Annotated in this window: 11 protein-coding genes; 7 read left to right on the top strand and 4 right to left on the bottom strand. The window is 64.7% G+C overall.

The genetic code is table 11. From position 1 onward, the window contains the following. The first annotated feature begins 108 nt into the window (after positions 1–108). From HYH07_RS06500 to HYH07_RS06515, 4 genes are all read left to right on the top strand, one after another. Entirely contained in the window at positions 109–6,546 is a 6,438-nt protein-coding gene (locus HYH07_RS06500) for a non-ribosomal peptide synthetase (protein ID WP_220001699.1), read from the top strand. A gap of 142 nt (positions 6,547–6,688) precedes the next feature. Further along, complete coding sequence (locus tag HYH07_RS06505; protein ID WP_220001700.1) at positions 6,689–6,856, top strand: hypothetical protein; 168 nt, start codon at positions 6,689–6,691, stop codon at positions 6,854–6,856. A 228-nt stretch (positions 6,857–7,084) separates the two neighbouring features. Continuing rightward, positions 7,085–7,810: a 4'-phosphopantetheinyl transferase superfamily protein gene (locus HYH07_RS06510; protein ID WP_220001701.1), complete on the top strand. Its 726-nt coding sequence runs from the start codon at positions 7,085–7,087 to the stop codon at positions 7,808–7,810. Then, a complete protein-coding gene (locus HYH07_RS06515; RefSeq protein WP_220001702.1) occupies positions 7,807–8,787 on the top strand; it encodes an LLM class flavin-dependent oxidoreductase in 981 nt (326 codons plus the stop codon). The genes HYH07_RS06510 and HYH07_RS06515 overlap by 4 nt, the downstream gene beginning before the upstream one ends. A gap of 131 nt (positions 8,788–8,918) precedes the next feature. Here the strand turns inward: HYH07_RS06515 and HYH07_RS06520 are convergent, their stop codons facing one another. From HYH07_RS06520 to HYH07_RS06530, 3 genes are all read right to left on the bottom strand, one after another. After that, positions 8,919–9,944 (bottom strand): histone deacetylase family protein, encoded by a 1,026-nt coding sequence (locus tag HYH07_RS06520; RefSeq protein WP_220001703.1) that lies wholly within the window; start codon positions 9,942–9,944, stop codon positions 8,919–8,921. Between the two features lie 191 nt (positions 9,945–10,135). Beyond that, on the bottom strand, positions 10,136–11,077 hold the full coding sequence (locus tag HYH07_RS06525; RefSeq protein ID WP_220001704.1) for an SMP-30/gluconolactonase/LRE family protein: 942 nt from the start codon (positions 11,075–11,077) through the stop codon (positions 10,136–10,138). Next, positions 11,034–13,070 carry a sorbosone dehydrogenase family protein gene (locus tag HYH07_RS06530; RefSeq protein WP_228749275.1) on the bottom strand — a complete coding sequence of 679 codons (2,037 nt, stop codon included), beginning with the start codon at positions 13,068–13,070 and terminating at the stop codon, positions 11,034–11,036. The genes HYH07_RS06525 and HYH07_RS06530 overlap by 44 nt, the downstream gene beginning before the upstream one ends. 240 nt (positions 13,071–13,310) lie before the next feature. Between HYH07_RS06530 and HYH07_RS06535 the strand changes: the two genes are divergently transcribed. The 3 genes from HYH07_RS06535 to HYH07_RS06545 all read left to right on the top strand — a co-directional run bounded on the left by HYH07_RS06535 (position 13,311) and on the right by HYH07_RS06545 (position 15,839). Beyond that, positions 13,311–13,544 carry a DUF6894 family protein gene (locus HYH07_RS06535; protein WP_057747891.1) on the top strand — a complete coding sequence of 78 codons (234 nt, stop codon included), beginning with the start codon at positions 13,311–13,313 and terminating at the stop codon, positions 13,542–13,544. 399 nt (positions 13,545–13,943) lie between these two features. Beyond that, entirely contained in the window at positions 13,944–15,533 is a 1,590-nt protein-coding gene (locus tag HYH07_RS06540) for a gamma-glutamyltransferase family protein (protein WP_220001706.1), read from the top strand. A gap of 96 nt (positions 15,534–15,629) precedes the next feature. Next, entirely contained in the window at positions 15,630–15,839 is a 210-nt protein-coding gene (locus HYH07_RS06545; RefSeq protein WP_220001707.1) for a hypothetical protein, read from the top strand. Between the two features lie 52 nt (positions 15,840–15,891). On the opposite strand, the gene HYH07_RS06550 is transcribed toward HYH07_RS06545, so the two are convergent. Then, positions 15,892–17,175, bottom strand: a complete 1,284-nt coding sequence (locus tag HYH07_RS06550; protein WP_220001708.1) for an FAD-binding oxidoreductase — start codon at positions 17,173–17,175, stop codon at positions 15,892–15,894.

Raw genomic sequence — 17,175 nt, forward strand, 5'->3', positions numbered from 1 at the left:
CAAAGGGCTTAAGGTCCCTCAACCACAGATTTTGGGGCCAAAACTTCACCTCAGACTGGACGCGTTCCCAAACTCCAGGGAAGAATAGCCCAATCGGATCAAAAGGGAATGGCATTGTCGGAGATTGCATCCGAGCCGGGAGATAGACCAGCCGGCGCGGGCGTTGAAACCGAGAACCTTGCCGATATCGGCAGCCTTCTCGCTTTTCACGCGCGCGCGATGCCGGCGGCGCCCGCCCTGCTCGCGCCCGGCCGGCCTCCTCTGACCTACGGCGCGCTCGGCACCTCGATTGCGCATCGCGTCCGCACGCTGCGCGGGCTCGGCATTACACCTGCCGTCCGAATCGCCGTCGCACTGCCGCGCGGGGCCGACAGTGCATTGGCGCTGATCGCGGTGGCATCGACCTGCGCCTGCGTCCCCGTCAATCCCGACTTCACCGCGGACGAGCTGCAACGTTATTTCAGCGAATTGAAGCTCACGGCACTCGTCACACGGGCCGACATGAACTCGCCGAGCCGCGACGTCGCCAGAGCACTTGATATCGCGGTGATCGATTTCGTGCCGGGACCGGAGACGGATCTCGGCGGCTGCAAGTTCGTGGGCCCAACGATCGGGCCAGCCTGTGCCGACGGCACCGCTCGCGCGGAGGACGACGCCTTCATCCTGCTGACATCGGGCACGGCCGCGCGCCCGAAGATGGTGCCGCTGACGCACCGCAATGTGTGTCTCTCCGCGCAGAATGCCGGCCGGGTGCTTTCGCTCGCGCCGCATGATCGCCTGCTCAACGTCCTGCCGCTGTTTCATGCCCACGGCCTGATCTCCGGCCTCCTGACCGCACTCGCTGCGGGCTCCAGCGTGATCGTAACAGGCGGTTTCGACGCACCGTCCTTTTTCGGCTGGATGCGGGACCTGCAACCGACCTGGTACACGGCCGTGCCGACCATTCATCGCGCATTGCTCACCGCCGCGGAAGCGAGCCCGGAGCGCGTCCGGTCGTCGTCGCTGCGGGTGATCCGCTCGGCCTCGTCCTCGCTTGCACCCGCGATCCTGAACGGGCTGGAGGCGATGTTCGGCGTCCCCGTGCTGGAAACCTACGGCATGACGGAAGCGGCCTCGCAGATTGCCGCCAATCCGTTCGAGCTGCGTAAGATCGGTTCGGTCGGCCGCGCCGCCGGCCCCGAGATCGCGATCATGGACGAAACGGGCCGCCCGCTGGCGCACGGCCAGCATGGCGAGATCATGCTGCGCGGGCCCAACATGAGCCGCGGCTATTGTAATGACGAAGCGGCGACGCAGGCCGCGTTCCGCGATGGCTGGTTCAGGACCGGCGACCTCGGCTATCTCGACGCCGACGGCTATCTGTTCATCGTCGGCCGCATCAAGGACGTCATCAACCGCGGCGGCCAGAAGATCTCGCCGCTGGAGGTGGAGGAGGTGCTGCTGGCCCACCCGGCGGTGCTGGAAGCCGGCGTGTTCGCCGTTCCCCATGCCACGCTCGGCGAGAATGTCGCCGCCGTCGTGGTGCTCAGGGACAACGCCGAGACGACATCAGACCAGCTGCGCCAATTCGCACGCAAGCGGCTCGCCGCCTACAAGGTGCCGAGCCTGATCCGCAATGTGGCCGCGCTGCCGAAGGGCGCCAGCGGCAAGGTCAAGCGCAACGCGCTGGCCGAGCTGATTTCAGCCCCCCATGACGATGACGAAACGCATCTGCCGCGCAACGAGCTGGAGACCCAGCTCGCCGGAATCTGGGCCGGTCTGCTCGAGCTTCCGCAGGTCGGCATCGACCAGGACGTCTTTGCGCTCGGCGCAGATTCGCTCGCGGTCACGCAGATGCGGTCCCGCCTGCGCGAACGCTTCAACGCCGACTTCTCCTTCGAGGACATCTTCGATTGCGCCACGGTCGGTGCTCTTGCCGCCCGGATCGAGACCACGGCGCACCGCGATGCGACGTTGCCGGCCTGGCGCCGGGAGGCTTCCGAAACGGACGCGCCGCTGTCGTTCCAGCAGCAGCGGATGTACGTGCTCTCAAGGCTCGACCCGACGCGCTACAATTATAACGTGGTCGAGGTCGCGCTGCTGAAGGGCGAGGTCGATATTGCCGCGCTTCAGGCAAGCCTCAACGCGATCTGCAGACGTCATGAAGCGCTGCGTTCGATCTTCGTCGAACGCGAGGGCGAGCCCGTGCAGCGCGTGCTTCAGGCATCGCCACAGTTCGAGCGGATCAAGCTCGAGCCCTGCCCTGCTGAGAGGCAGGTTGCGGTCGTCAGGCGCGAGGCGCTCAAGCTTGCGCAGTACGAATTTGATCTTGCCGGTGAGCCGCCGCTGAAGGTCACGCTGCTCTCTTTCAACAAATCCAGCCACGCGCTGGTGGTCAATGTCCATCACCTCGTCACCGATGGTTGGTCGCAACGGCTGCTCTGGGAGGCACTTGCCGCCGGATATTCTGCCGCGCGCAAGGGAAGTGTGACGGCGTTCGCCTCGCCCAGCTTTCAATATCGCGACTTCGCGCGCTGGCAGCAGAGCTGGGCGCAGACCCCGGCCGCGAGGGAGCAGCTCGACTATTGGCGGACCCAGCTCGACGGCGTCACCACGCTGCCGCTGCGGACCGATCTGCCACGGCCGGAGCTCTGGAGCGGCCACGGCGCCCGTCATTATTTCGAATTCTCAAAGGCCCTTTCCGCCGACATCCGCTCGCTGAGCCGGGACCAGGGCGTGACGCCTTACATGGCGCTGCTCGCGGTGTTTCAGTGTCTGCTGTTCCGGCACACCGGGCACGAGGATGTCGCGACGGGTTCGCTGATCGCGAATCGCAACCAGATCGAGAGCGAGCGCCTGATCGGGCTGTTTGCCAACACGCTGATCCTGCGCAACGATTTCAGCGGCGACCCGACCTTCGGCGAGCTGCTGCGCCGGGTGCGTCAGGCCACGCTCGATGCCTACCGCAACCAGGACCTTCCGATCGAGGAAGTGCTGCGTGCCTTGCAGATCACGCGCAGGAGCGACGGCAATCCGCTGTTCCGGATCATGTTCATCCTGCAGAACGCATCGATCGAGACCGCGCGCTTTCCCGGCCTGTCGACGCGGCGGTTGGAGATCGATCCGCAAGTCGCACGCTTCGACATCACGCTCGAGCTGGTCGAGGCCGAGGGCCGCTTCACCGGCTTCTTCGAATACGCCACCGATCTGTTCGATGCGGCGACGATCGAGGCCATGGCGGATCAGCTCAAGACCTTGCTCAAGGCCGCCATCACCAGTCCCGAGCAGCGCATCTCGCGCCTGCCGCTGCTGACGGCCGCGCAGCGCCGGCGATTGCTGACGAAGGGCCGGCCAGCCAATTTCGCAGCGCGCGGAAATGTCTGCGAATGGTTCGAGCGGCAGGCGAAAAAGGCGCCGAATGCCGTCGCGATTTCAGATGGACATCAGTCCCGGAGCTATCGCGAACTAGCGCACCGCAGCCAGGCGATCGCGCGCTGGCTTGCCAGCGAAGGCGCCGGTGCGGAGACCGTGGTCGCGCTATTGGCGGATCGCGGACCGGACCTGCTCGCAGCGATGATCGCGGTGCAGCGTGTGGGCGCAGCGTTCCTGAACCTCGATCCCGAGCAGCCACCGGCGAGGCTCGCAACCATCCTCGGCTCGAGCTGCGCAAACCTGCTGCTGACGGGACCCGCGCAGTCCGCCGTGGTCGACGCGCTACTCGAACCGCTGGTCGCACGCATCCGGGTCGCCGTACTCGACGATATAATCGCAGGCGAATCGAGCGAGCCGGGCCGCCCTGCGCGGCGGGCGGATTCGAGACTGGCCTATCTCATCTATACGTCCGGCTCCTCCGGCGCACCGAAAGGCGTCATGATCGAACAGCGCGGGCTGTCGAACCATCTCGCCTCGCTCATCGATGAGCTCGGCCTTACGGCCACGGACGTGATCGCGCAGACCGCGCCGCAGAGCTTTGTCATTTCGGTCTGGCAGTTCCTCGCCGGTCCCATGGTTGGCGCGCGGGTCCATGTCTGCGGCCATTTGATCGTGCAGGATCCGATGCTGCTGGCCGGGGAGATCGAGCGCGAAGGCATCACGGTGCTGGAGATCGTGCCCTCGCTGCTTCGCGTGATCCTCGAACGCATGGACGAGGCGCCGATGCTGCGCGCTTTTGCGAAGTTGCGACTATTGATCTCGACCGGCGAGCCGCTGCCGGTCGATCTCTGCCGCGCCTGGTTCGCCCGCTGCCCGAAGGTGCCGCTGATCAATGCCTATGGCGCCTCGGAATGCTCAGACGACGTCTCGCTGCACCGGTTGAATCATGCACCCGATGCTGCGACCACCAATGTCCCGGTCGGCGCGCCCCTGCCCAACACCCAGCTTTACGTGCTCGATCCGGATCTGGAGCCGCAGCCGATCGGCGTGGTCGGCGAACTCTGCATCGGCGGCGCCGGCGTCGGCCGTGGCTATGTCAACGATCCCGCGCAGAGCCGGCTGCGCTTCACCCCCGATCCGTTCGCGCGAGGGAAAGGCGGCCGGCTCTATCGCACCGGCGACCTTGCCAGGCGCCGCGCCGACGGGACGATCGAATGCCTCGGCCGCGCCGACCTTCAGGTCAAGGTCCGTGGTTATCGCATCGAGCTCAAGGAGATCGAGACTGCGCTGGCCGACCACCCAAGCGTGCGGGCCGGCATCGTCGAGCCGCGGCACGATGCCAATGGCGATGTCAGGCTGATCGCCCACGTCGTTGCCAAAGCCGGCAACAAGATCAGCGCCAGCGAGTTGCGCGATTTTCTCAAAAGCCGGCTGCCTGTTCATGCAATCCCGTCGGCGTTCCTGTTCCGGGATCAGGTCCCGCTCAACGCCCATGGCAAGCTCGATCGCTCCGCCGTGCTGGCGCCTCCGCAACAGGAGAGCGCCGCGACTGAGATGACCGTGCCGGCCCGGCGCTTCACGGAAAAGGTCCTGTCCGACATCTGGATCGATCTGCTGAAGGTCGAGAGCCTTGGTGTCACCGACAATTTCTTCGACCTCGGCGGCCATTCGCTGCTGGCCGGGCAAGCGATGGCGCGCATCGCCCGAGCGCTTGGCGTATCGCTGCCGATCAAGACCATCTTCGAGGCACCGACGATCGCGGAGCTCGCCCGGCGGGTCGACGAGGCCGTGGCCACGGCACCGCAAAAGCCTGCGGCCGGCGTTCCACGCCTGGCCGAAAGCGCTCCTCCCACGCTGTCGATCGCGCAGGACCAGATGATGCGGATCGAGCGGAACCTGCCCGATCTGCCGCTGTTCAACCTGCCCTTCGCGTTCCACCTCGAAGGCCCGGTCGATCCGCTCACCTTGGCGCAAGCCATTGACGACATCATGCGTCGCCACGAATCCTTGCGGACGGCATTCGGTTGGAATGGCGAGCAGCCGGTCAGCCAAGTCATCGCGCCAGCCACGCTCGGTCCGGTCCTGACCGTCGAAACCATCGGTGACGGGCGACCCCACGACAATCAGCGGCGCAAGGCGCTCGAGCTCAGGAAGATCGAGCTCCTGATCGCGCAGGAGACCTATACCCCCGTTAACACCGCGCGGGCACCGCTGCTGCGGGCGCGCCTGCTGCGCCTTCATGCCGAGGATCACGTCCTGCTGCTGACGCTGCACCATGCCATCGCGGATGGCTGGTCGATCGGCGTGCTGTTCGAGGAATTGTCGGGCCGCTTTGCCGCGCTGTCGGGCCATCCGTCGCCGCCCCTGCCGGGGACGCCGCTGGCGTTTTCCAGCGTCGCGCGCTGGCAGCGCTGGTGGTGCGGAACTGCGGCGGCCCGCCGGCAGGCCGCCGACTGGGCCGACAATCTGCGCGGTGCAGCCCCCGTGTTTGACGGCGAAGCGCGCGCGGGCGCGTCGACCGGCCATCATCCGCTCAGCCTAGAGCATGATCTCGTCGCCGGTCTCACCTTCTATGCGCGCCAGCGCAACAGCACGCTGTTCATGTGTCTGCTCACCGGCCTGAAGGCCCTGCTGCTGGCGCGGACCGGGCGCACCGACATTTCGGTCGCCACCGCGATGGCCAACCGCGCCCAGCCGGACACCGACCGCATCATAGGCCCGTTCGAAAACACCGTGATCGTCCGCAGCCGAATCACGCCGGATCTGTCGTTCGCCCAGGCCTTGGCCCGGGTGCGCCAGAGCGTGCTCGACGCGCATGCGCGGCAGGAGCTGCCGTTCAACATCCTGGCCGACCATCTGGAGCAGGAGGGCATCGACCCGGCTTCGCTGCTTCAGGTCTATTTCACGCTGCAAAACCCGCTGCGCCAGCCGCTCGACCTGCCTGATGTCACGGTGCAATCGATCGGCAACGTCGCGCGGGAAGGCCAGCCGGTGCTGCCGGTCGACCAGACCTGGCTATCGCTGATGCTGAAGGAGCGCCCAACCGGGATGACAGGTTCGTGCAATTATAAAGACGATCTGCTCGACGGCGCCACGGTCGGCGCATGGATGGAGGATCTCGTCGCGCTGCTTGAGGCTGCCATCCTCCGGCCAAACACGCCGCTAGAGCGCTTGCTCGCCCGCAGGGCGGCATGACCAGCCGCACAGGACAGGCGAACACGAGTTCACTCGTCAAAGCTGTGAAGACACAAGTTGCATCTTGATTATTCGGCTGCAGCGCGCAAGATTATTCTCGCGTTTTGATTTGGACGATATTTTCAACCGGGGGAGTGTCATTATGGGTTTTATCAAATTTACCAAAGGCACCTCGCTCAGCGACAAGGACCGCAAGGCCCTGTTAAAGCTGCTGACGGGCGAGAAGAAAAAACTTCAGTCCGCCCTGAAGGACGTCGATGCCAGCCTTGCGACGCTGGGTGGCGCGAAGAAGGCCAAGAAGAAGAAATAAGATTCGGCGGCCGGGACGCCGCGCGGATCTTCACGTATCATTTTCGATTTGAGCCGCTCGCCTGTCGGGTTGAGGTCTCGCACAAGCTTGCTCCTGCAAACCGGCCAGCGATTGACAAGAATTTGCCTGGGTGGACCGCTAGAAATGGTCCGCCGAGTTGCTTCCTGTTCGGTTGATCCTTCAGTCAGGGCCGGATTTGGCCTCCCCCTGACGCTATGGGCCCAATTGATGGCAGACGACGGAATTGAACTGTTTATCGGATTGATCGAGAGCATCGATACGCCCGGTGCAGTGGATGTGTGCCGAGGGTTGCTCTCGGTCGACGAGCAGATACGCGCCGACCGCTTCAAGTTTGAACGGCATCAGCGGCAATATGTCTTCGCGCATGCGATGCTGCGCCTCGCGTTGACGCGTGCGGCCCCTGAGGTCGAACCGACCGACTGGTCGTTTTCGACCGGCCGCTACGGGCGACCCTTTGTCGCGGCGCCCGCGACGCCGCTGCATTTCAGCCTGTCCCATGCCGATGGCTGCGTCGCCTGCGTCGTATCGAAGCATGAGACCGTCGGCGTCGATGTCGAGACCGTGTCGCGGCGCGTCGCACCGCTGTCGACCGCGCTTCGCTTCTTTGCGCCGGAAGAGGTGGAGACGCTGCGCACGCTGCCGGAACCCGCCGCGATCGAGCGCTTCTTCGACTATTGGACGCTGAAGGAAGCCTATCTGAAGGCCAGAGGTTTCGGGCTCAATCTGCCGCTGGATGCGTTCGCGATGCAGGTGTCGCGGGAGGCGATCAAGATCAGCTTCAAGCCCGATATTGCCGACGACCCTGCGGGCTGGCGCTTCTCGCTGTGCTCGCCATCGCCCTCGCATCGCCTTGCGATCGCCGACGGCTCGCGCGCGGCCGGCGGCCTGCGCATCACTTGCAACGCCTGGCCACTCCAGGAAGCGGCGGAATGATGCCGACGCGGCTGCGCGTCTTTCCGGCGATCTCGCGCAACCGCGATCCCGAAAAATACGTCGGCGAGCTGATGCGGGTGGCTGATTTCGCCGACCGCAACGGCTTCGAAGGTATTCTGCTGTTCGAAGGCAACGACGTGTTCGTCGAGCCCTGGGCGATGGCCCAGCACATCCTCGCCGCGACGACGCGATCCTCGCCGCTCATCGCGGTCAATCCGGTCTACATGCATCCGTTCACGGCGGCGAAGTTCGTCTCGTCCTTTGCGCAGCTCTACGGCCGCAAGGTCTATCTCAACATGATCACGGGGACCGCGATCAGCGATCTGCGGGGGCTGGGCGACGAGCAGTCTCACGCCGACCGCTATGTCCGGCTCGGCGAGTTCGTCACCTTGATGCGCCAGCTGCTCTCGAGCCCCCGCCCGGTGAATGTCGACGGCCGATTCTATTGCGCCAGTAATCTGCAACTGCGGCCGCGCCTGCCCGCCGAGCTGATGCCGGAATTTCTGATCGCGGGGCAATCCGACCCAGCCAGGCGCGTCGCCGAGGAGACCGGCTGCATCAGGATGCAGATGCTGCCGCCCGATCTCGATCGCGGCCTCGGCGCATCAGGCATGAACTTTGGCATTTTCGCACGCGAAAGCGCCGACGAAGCGCGGCAGGCGGCGAAGGCTCGTTTCCGCGACAACCCTGATGATCGCGAACTGCTCGCGCTCACGGTCGAAAATTCCGATTCGGTCTGGAAGCGGCGATTGTACGAGGGGCAAAGCGGGGAGCTCGCCGAAAATGGCTATTGGCTGCTGCCCTACCTCACATTCCAGGCCGACTGTCCTTATCTCGTCGGCAGCTACGCCGAGATCGGCGCCCAGCTGAAGGAGTTTGCGGCGAAGGGGCTGACCACTGTCATGCTCGACACGGTCGCTGACGAGGCCGAGATGCAGCATGTTTGCAAGGCGCTGAAGGCGAGCGGCATGTTTTGACTACTGATCAACACTGCATCCGCATCGTCACTGCGAGCGAAGCGAAGCAATCCGGGATCTTTCCGTAGAGGCAGTCTGGATTGTTTCGCTTCGCTCGCAATGACGGAGAACGACGGTCCATCCAGCGAAAATCACCGCACCTCTTCGAATCCCGCAAGCACCGAGGTCAGGTTGGCGCCAAGGATATCCGAGAGATAGCCGCCCTCCTGCACGAACACCGTCGGCAGGCCCAGCCTCGCGATGGCCTGGCCGATGCGGCGGAAACCGGGCGTGGTCACGGCAAGCCCCTTCAGCGGATCGTGCTCGGAGGCATCGAGGCCGAGCGCGATCACGATTGCGCCCGGCGCAAAGGATTCGATCGCCTTGCGCGCGCTCTCCATCGCCCTGAGGTAGCCATCGTCGCCTGTGCCGATCGGCAGGGGAATGTTGAGATTGGCGCCGAGGCCGGCGCCCTCGCCGCGCTCATGCGCATAGCCCCACACATAGGGATAGTAGGCGACCGGATCGGCGTGGATCGAAACCGTGTAGACATCCGGCCGCGCGTAGAAGATGCCTTGCGTGCCGTTGCCGTGGTGGACGTCGACGTCGAGGATCACGACGCGCTCGTGCTTCAACCGCAGATGCGCGGCCGCGATCGCGCTGTTGTTGAGGAAGCAGAAGCCGCCGGCCATATCGCGATAGGCGTGATGGCCGGGCGGACGGCAGAGCGCGTAAACAGCATCTTCGCCGTCCATCACCATCTGCGCCGCGGTGACAGCGACATCCGTCGCCGCGCAGGCCGCGGCCCATGTGCCCGGCCCAATTGGAGCTGCGGTGTCGGCGGTGTGCCAGCCGAGCTTGCCGACGATGTGGGCCGGATAGGTAGCGGCGTGGCGTACGGGATGAACGTTGCCGATCATCTCCGGACCGGAATCGCCGAGCGCCGTCCAGGCGTCCCAGGCTTCGTTCAGGAACGACAGATATTCCGGGCTATGAATGCGCGCCCGCGGGCCCTGGCCGAATTCGGTCGGCTCGACCAGCTGATGCTTGCCGTCCTTCAAGCCCTTGAGCAGGCGATCGGCGCGCTCGGGCTGCTCGGTGGTGCGCTTGACGACGCCGCGAACCAGGAAGAATTGCGGATCGTGGCTGCGGTGCAGTTCGGTATGGACGGCTTTCACTCAACACTCCGTGCTCTTCAGCGGCTTTTTGAATTGACGCGTTTTCTTGACGCGAACCGGTATCCACTTCGCTCGAAAACGCTTTGATAGTGCCACAGAGTTTTTTGATCGCTGCGGCGGCTAGATGCAAGCAAGAAGAATGCCGGCCTATGCCGCACCGCTCTGCGCCAGCAGCAGATCGCCCGCGAAGTTCAGCAGCGCCCGCGCTGAAGACAATATTCCCTGCCCTGCTGATCGGTGCGGAAGGATTCAATGAAGCCGCCCTGGCGCTGGGTGACGAAGACGGTCTTGCCGTCGCTGCCGCCGAAAGCGAGATTGGTCGGCTCTTTCGCTTTCAGCGTGATCTCGCGCTCGACCACACCACTCGGCTTCATCAGCGCGATCGTGCCCTTGAGAATGCGCGCGACGTAAAGGCGGCCGGCGACGTCGGTGCGCAGACCGTCGATGGTGTCGGGCTGGAATGTCTTGACCAGCTTCGCATCGGTGAGCTCGCTGCCCCGGATACTGTAGGACCAGACCTGGCCGTTGCTGGACTCACCGACATAGAGCGTCTTGCCGTCGGGGCTGAGATCAATGCCGTTGGTGGTGCCCATCGCGCGCGGCGCCGACATGATCTGTCCCTGCACCACGCCATCGGCGGCTTTGGCAATGCGCCAGATGTGGCCTTCCCGTCCCCTCCAGTTCGGATCGCTCGCATAGATCGTGCCGTCGCGTGCGATGGTGATGTCGTTGGGCTGGTTCATCTCGTCGGAGTGAAACCAGACGGCCGGCTCGGTTCCGCCCTTCGGGATCGCAAAGATGTTGTGCTTCTTGAAGTCGGCGATGAACATCGTGCCATTGCGATCGAAGCGGATCGCGTTGCCGACGCTTCCCTCGGGAAGTTCCACGAAAGCTTCGGACGCCGCAGCGCCCGCGCGCAATCGGCCGATGGTGCCGGGCTTGCCGAAATTGACGACGAAGAGATCGCCATCCAGATCGGCGGCGGGGCCCTCGATACCGTGCGTATATTCACCTGAAGGCGTGACCTGCACGCTTTCGAACAGCTTCGTCTCGGCCGCGATGAGCGGCGTTGCAACGACAAGCAGAATGCTACTGCACAGGCACCAGAAAGTCCTGCCGGATGTAATAGCCATCGTCGTCGCTGCACTCACCATTCAGATAGGGATCAGCCGGCCGGAAGAACCGGCTGAAGCCGGGTTTGTCTACAGCGTTCCTTTGTGTCACGACGACGACCTTGGCAGCCGGTATTTCGCCGCATTCCTTGTTCGCCTTGCTGAAGAATTTGCGCTGCGGCAGGCCGAGCTTGATGCGCATCGGCGTTCCCGGAACCATCTTGGCAACGAGCAGATCCGCTGTGGTCAGCAAGGCCGCGTAACCCGGCTCGGTCTTCGGCAGACTCTCGCCGCCGGGCGGCATCAGCTTCTCCGCGCCGATGCCGCGCAGGCGCGTGCGCAATCTGCCGGAGGCGGGATCGCCCGGATAGATCCAGCCATCCTGCGACAGCATGAACCTCAGCACGGTCGCATCCTTGTCCGCGTCCGACTGCCCTGCGTTGAGGCCGAAATCGGAGTGGCAGCCGACGCAGTGCTTTTCAACGAGGTTCTTGCGCAGCGTGGTGAGCCGTAGCTTGTTCTGCGGATCCTTGGCGACGAAGGCGGCGAGCTGATCGATCAACACCTGGCTTCTGACGTCGCAGGGTAGTGGCGACGGCGGATCGCCGGCGGCGCGATCGATGCGGATGATGGTCTGGTTCTTGTCCTCGACCAGCCAGATCGCACCGTCCTCCGCGACCGTCATGCCAACTGGCGCGCCTTGCGGCCGCGCACCGTTGACGCGGTGCCAGCCGGCGATCAGTTCGTCGAAAGGCGCAGCGGCGACGTCGCCGGCGTCGGTCTGAAAATTGTGGGTCGGATCGGCCGCGCAGCTGACGTGGTAGCGCACCGGCGGCGGAGCAGGCTTTGGAAAGCCGTGATCGTCGACGTCGTAGATCAGCACGCGGCTGCCGGTCGGGCGGTAGCCGTGGAGCCCGATCAGCAACTTCCCTTCCAACTCGGGGAACCTGGCACCGTGATAGTACAGCATCGCGAGCGGCGCACCGTGTGGCGGCAGCAGCGAGAAGGGCTGCTTGTAGAGCGCGCTCGCCGTACAGAGCGATTTGTAGACGCCGGATTGCAGCACGAGCTTGAACTCGGGACTAGGCGTCGACAAATCGTAACAATAGGGCCAGCCATAATGCCTTCCCTGCTCGATCGCGTTGATCTCCTCGTTCGGCTTGAAGATATCGGGCAGGTCCCGACCATTCTCGCCTTGCAGGAAGGCGTAGCCGGCATCGGGGAAGTTCGGGTGCAGTGCCAGCGCCAGCGAGTTGCGCAAGCCGCGCGCGTAGATCGTGTGAGCGGGATCGGGATCGCCAGGCTTCAAGGCCAGGAAGACGCCGCCTGACGGTGGCGTGAACAGCCAGAGTGCCGCCATGGCGGAAGCGCCTTCAGCCGGTACGCAAGGCTTCGTGATCGGCGCCGGCGCAATGCAATCATCGCTGTGGGCACCGACATTGACGAACAGCCGCCCGTTCTTGTCGAAGACGAACTGCTTGAGCGGATGCGCAGCCTCCTCGAGCTTCGTCCCGTCAGGCAGCGTGATGCGGCGGCCCGGCATGTGGCGGATAATGGTCTCGACCGTGCTGCGCGGATCATCGGCGAGCGGATCGAAGCGGAAGATCGTCTCGGCGGTCGAGGCGTAGAGCTTCTTGTCCGGCCCGATCACGAGGCCGAACGGATATTCGACCCCGGTCAGCAGCTCCTTGAAGCGATGGCCGCTGGCGGCGTGAGGATCGAGCAGCAGCAGCCGGCCGTCGGTGTGGCCCCAGCCGCCCATGTCGGCCACCACGAACAGCTCGCGGCCGGGCACCTGGATGATCGACCGCGGAAATTTCAGATGGTCTTCCTCGCTGCCGACGAGGCCAGCGCAGAAGCCAGCCTTCATGTCGATCTGGACTCTTGGGAAGGCGAAATCGCCGCTGCCGCAGGTCTCTGGTCCGACCGCATAGCCGCTTTTCCGCAACTGATCGGACGCCGCTGGCAAGGCAAGGCCGAGCAAGACCGCGGTGACGGCGGCAGCTGCGCACAAGCCTCGGCGTCCATTCTGCAAAGTGAGATGATTCACAGCGGCCTCCCCCGATTTTCGGCTGAGGGTTGTTCCATGTCGTGCAGGGGCCGTCCAGCCATCACCCGCCTGTGATTAAACCTGTAACGATCTTCGTGGCGACCAACCTCCGTAAATTCCCTTACCGGGTTCAACCCGAATATTTTGGGAATGCTTGGGGTGGTATCGTTTTGCCGTCCCAATCGCTCTCTACAGGAGGCGCTTATGGTCCAGGTCTACTTTCACTGCTCCAACACCGAGGGCACGCTGATCGACCGCTACGGCGCTGCCGTCGCCAATCTGACCGAAGCGCGCGATCGTGCTGCCCAGATCATGCGCTCCATGATCGAGACGCCAGGCGCCGAGGACTGGCGCGATTGGGTGATCCATATCAGCGACGATGACGGCGAAGAGATTTTCGATCTCCCCTTCACCGCCATGCTCGGCAAGCCGCATTGAGGTGATGCCATGCTGTTCGTACCCTGCTCCGCCAGCCGCTCACCTTCGTCGCCACCAAATGGCAGACCCTGATCCGGGTCGCCGGCAATCCCTACCGCCCGGAGCTGCATTACATGCGCGGGCCTGGCCCAAAATGGCGCGCCAAATATCAGGCCAGCCGGCTGGACCGCATGCGCTGAGGCGGCGCTTACCGCATTTTTCAGACATTTGTATCTTTCGTCATGGCCGGGCTTGTCCCGGCCATCCACGTTTTTGGAGAACCGTAAGACGCAGCGTCAAAATGCTGATCGTGCCATCCTGCGCCTGTTTCACACCTGCCATGTTGCGTCTCGCAGCAGATGTTTCCGCCGATGGCGATGTGCCATTCTCGGCGAGCTTCGCCCATCGGAAGACGACATCATGCCTCATCAGTTCAGCCTCAACCAAACCTTCCGCAAACCCGCCGTGACGTCCAAGGTCGGCATTGTGGCTTCGCAGTCGCGGCGGGCGGCTGAGGTGGGAGCGCAGGTGCTGGCGGCAGGCGGCGACTGCGTCGACGCGATCGTGGCCACGACCTTCGCACTGAACGTGCTGGAACCCTGGAATAGCGGCGTCGGCGGCGGCGGCGCGATGGTGCTCTACCGCGCCAAGGAAAATCGCTATGAGGTGATCGACTACGGCATGAGCGCGCCGCAAAGCCTGCGCGCCTCGGATTATCCCATCGTTGGGGACCGCCTCGCGACCGACCTGTTTCCGTGGCCGCGGGTGAAGGACGATCGCAACGTTCACGGTCCCGCCGCGATCGCCGTGCCGGGTGTCGTCGCCGGCATGGAGGAGGCACACCGACGCTACGCCAGGATGCCGTGGAAGGACCTGGTTGCTCCGGCAGCCGCACTGGCCGGTGAAGGCCTGCTGGTCGACTGGTGGACGACACTGACGATCGCGGGCGCGGCGGCAGATCTGCGGCGCTATCCGGCAAGCGCGGCCGCCTTCCTGAAGGACGGCCTGCCCCCAAGCCCGCCCTGGAGCATCGAGGCCGAGACGCGACTGCCGCAGGACAAGTTGAAGGCGACGCTGTTGCACCTCGCCGAGGCCGGGCCACGAGACTTCTATCAGGGCGACCTCGCCAGGAGCATCGCGTCCGACATCAAGGCCGATGGCGGCTCGCTGTCTGCAGAGGATCTCGCCGCGTTCCGCGCCCAGCTGCGCGAGCCGCTGGCGATCCCCTATCGCGGCGGCAAGGTGCTGGCGTCGCCGGAGCTCACCGCCGGGCCGACAATGGCGCATGCGCTGCGCCTGTTGCAGGAGAATCTGAAGCCGGCGGGCACGCCCGACGCCGCTGCCTACAGCGAGTATGCAGTGGCTCTGCAGGCGGCCTATCGCGAGCGACTCAAGGACATGGGCGATGTCGACGGCAGGCGCGCGCTCGGCGCCGAGTATCTCGCGCCGGCCTGCACCACGCATTTCTCCGCGGTCGACCGCGACGGCAACATCGCCGCAGTGACGCAGACACTGCTGTCCTCGTTCGGCTCGAAATATGTGACACCGCAGAGCGGCATTCCCATGAACAACGGCATCATGTGGTTCGATCCGACGCCAGGCACCACCAATTCGCTTGCTCCCGGCAAGCGCTGCCTCACCAACTACACCCCTGTGATTGCCGAGACCCCGGATGGCAAACGCCTCGCGGTCGGTGCCTCCGGTGGCCGCCGCATCCTGCCTTCCGTCCTGCAGCTCGTGTCCTTTGCGATGGATTTTGGCATGGACCTCGATGCCGCCATCCACCAGCCCCGCATCGATTGCAGCGAAGGTGCGATCGTGCTCGGCGACATCAGGCTGCCGGCCGATGTGCGCAAAGCGCTCGCCGCGCGCTTCGATTACAGGGAGGCGCCGGTGCAGACCCTGCCGATGAAGTTCGCCTTCCCGAGCGTGGTGATGCGCGATGGCGATATCAATTCCGGCGCGGTCGAGATCTTCCAGCCCTGGGCCGATGCGGTCGCCGAATCCTGAGCGTCACGACTCCTCCACATTTGCCAGGAACTTAGCTTGGCGGTGTCCGTTCCTTGAATGGACAAATGCGTTCGTTCAAGAGGAGGGACTATCGTTATGAAGATGCTCGCAATTGCCCTGTCGCTGATTCTGGCGGCAGGCTTGACCCAAGCTGCCTATGCCAAAGGTGGCCACGGTCATGGACACGGCTCGTTCGCCATGGCCCATGGATACTACGGCACACCGCCGGGATGGTCACACGGGCGCAAGGTCGGCTGGCGCGGGCACGGTTGCCCGCCCGGCCTCTGGAAACAGGGCCGCTGCTGACACGATCTGCAGTTCTTGCGAGGCGCCGCCCGTAACGAGGCGGCGCCTTTTTTCAAATGCCCAGCCGGTCTCGCACCCGACCGGCAATCACCGCCGTGGTCACGCCGACCGGCCAGAACGCGTGCATCGGGATCGGCTTAATGCCTGATATTGGCATGTCGATCTCGGCCTTGGCGCCGCCGATCAGCCGGCGCGCAAGCTGCGCGCCCATCGCGGTCGAGAGCGCGACGCCGCGACCGTTGCAACCGAGCGAGATCAAGATGCCTTCCGCCGGCTCATGCACATGCGGATAATGATCCGCGGTGATGGCGAGCCGGCTGTTCCAGCCGTGCGTCCAGGCCACGCCCTTGAGCTGCGGCCATAGCCGCTCGGCGTAGCGCATGAGATAGGCGACATCAGTTGGCGACTTGATCCAGCGCATCGGGCCGCGACCACCCATCAGCAGGCGGTTCTGCTGGTCGATGCGGTAATAGACGGTGATGTGGCCGCTCTCGTAGAGCACGGGCCGCGTCGGCATGATCGAGCGGGCGATCTCGTCAGAGAGTGGAGCAGTCGCCGCGATCGAGGAAAACACCGGCACGATGGTGCGGCGGAGTGCGGGCCAGAGATCGTCGGTGAAGCCGTTGGTTGCGAGCAGCACCTTCTCCGCATGCACGACCGCGCGCGGAGTCTCGATGCGCCAGCGCGCGCCGTCGCGACGGAGCGATAGCGCCGGAGTTTCGCCATGGACCTTGGCGCCAGCGGAAATTGCCGCGCGCGCGAGACCGCGGGCGTAGCTGAGCGGATGCAGGTCGCCGCCGCGCGTATCGAGCATCGCGCCGATGTAGCGATCCGTACCGGTCATCTCGCGCAACTGCTCGCGGTTCAGATATGACACCGGCATGCCGCGGCGGACGCACTGCTGCGCGGTCTTTTCGATCGCGGCGGCGCTGGCCTCGTTGTAGGCCGCGCGCAGCGTGCCGTTCTGGCGCGCCTCGCAAGGGATTTGGTAGCGGCGGATCAGATCGTGGGTGAAGTTCGGCGAGCCGTAGGAGAACGCGATCATGCGGCGGCCGAGCGAGGGGCCGAAATCGGCCTCGATCTGATCGGGGTCGTGCTTCAGGCCGGGATTGGTGTGGCCGCCATTGTTGCCGGACGCACCCCAGCCCGGCTCCTGTGCCTCCAGCACCAGCGCCTCGACGCCCTGCTCGGCCAGATGCAGCGCCGTCGACAGACCGGTGTAGCCGCCGCCGACGATCGCAACGGAAACGCTCCTGTCCGTATCGAGCGCCGGCGTCGCAACCGGCGCGACGGCCGTGTCGGCATAGAGCGATGGCGGCAGAGGCAGGCGTGTCAT

The sequence above is a fragment of the Bradyrhizobium sp. BR 10261 genome, from assembly GCF_019455395.1.
In the GTDB taxonomy this organism is placed as follows: domain Bacteria; phylum Pseudomonadota; class Alphaproteobacteria; order Rhizobiales; family Xanthobacteraceae; genus Bradyrhizobium; species Bradyrhizobium manausense.